Below are 531 nucleotides of genomic sequence, written 5' to 3'. Positions count from 1 at the left end.
AGATGGAATGGTCGCCTCCCGCCTCAGCAGCTGTTCCAGCGACTGAGCTGGGTGCTTGGTTTCGGTGCAAATATGCGACATTGTCTTTTCCGTTCTTTCGTGCAGGAGAGATTCAATGGAGCCCATGACGATCGCCATCGACCTGGCTAAGCGCGTTTTTCAGATCCACTTTGTCGATACGGACGGCACGATTCACAGCAAGGCGCTCAAGCGTGCCCAGATGTTACCGTTCTTCGCCAACCGGCCAGCGGCCCGGATCGTCATGGAGGCGTGCGGTAGCGCCCACCACTGGGCTCGGCAACTGACCAGGCTTGGGCACGAAGTCAGGCTCATTGCTGCCCAGTTCGTGTGCCCGTTCGTCAAGTCGAATAAGAACGACGCGGCAGACGCGGCCGCCATCTGGGAGGCTTCCCAGCGCCCAGGCATGCGCTTTGTTGCCGTCAAATCGGCGCACCAACAGGCGATGTTGGCGCTACATCGAATGCGCCAGCAACTGGTCCGGATCCGCGTCATGCAAGTCAATCAATTGCG

General features: G+C 59.1%; 1 protein-coding gene. It reads left to right on the top strand.

Annotation, left to right across the window (positions count from 1 at the left end; all coding sequences use genetic code 11):
* Positions 1–115: 115 nt before the first annotated feature.
* Positions 116–531, top strand: a 416-nt coding sequence (locus KPG66_RS17470; RefSeq protein WP_237071694.1) for an IS110 family transposase, incomplete at its 3' end; no start/stop codon positions are given.

It is taken from the genome of Mycetohabitans sp. B2 (assembly GCF_021733735.1).
GTDB lineage: Bacteria > Pseudomonadota > Gammaproteobacteria > Burkholderiales > Burkholderiaceae > Mycetohabitans > Mycetohabitans rhizoxinica.
Note: the sequence above shows the minus strand (reverse complement) of the source record. Positions and strands in the feature narration are given on the sequence as shown.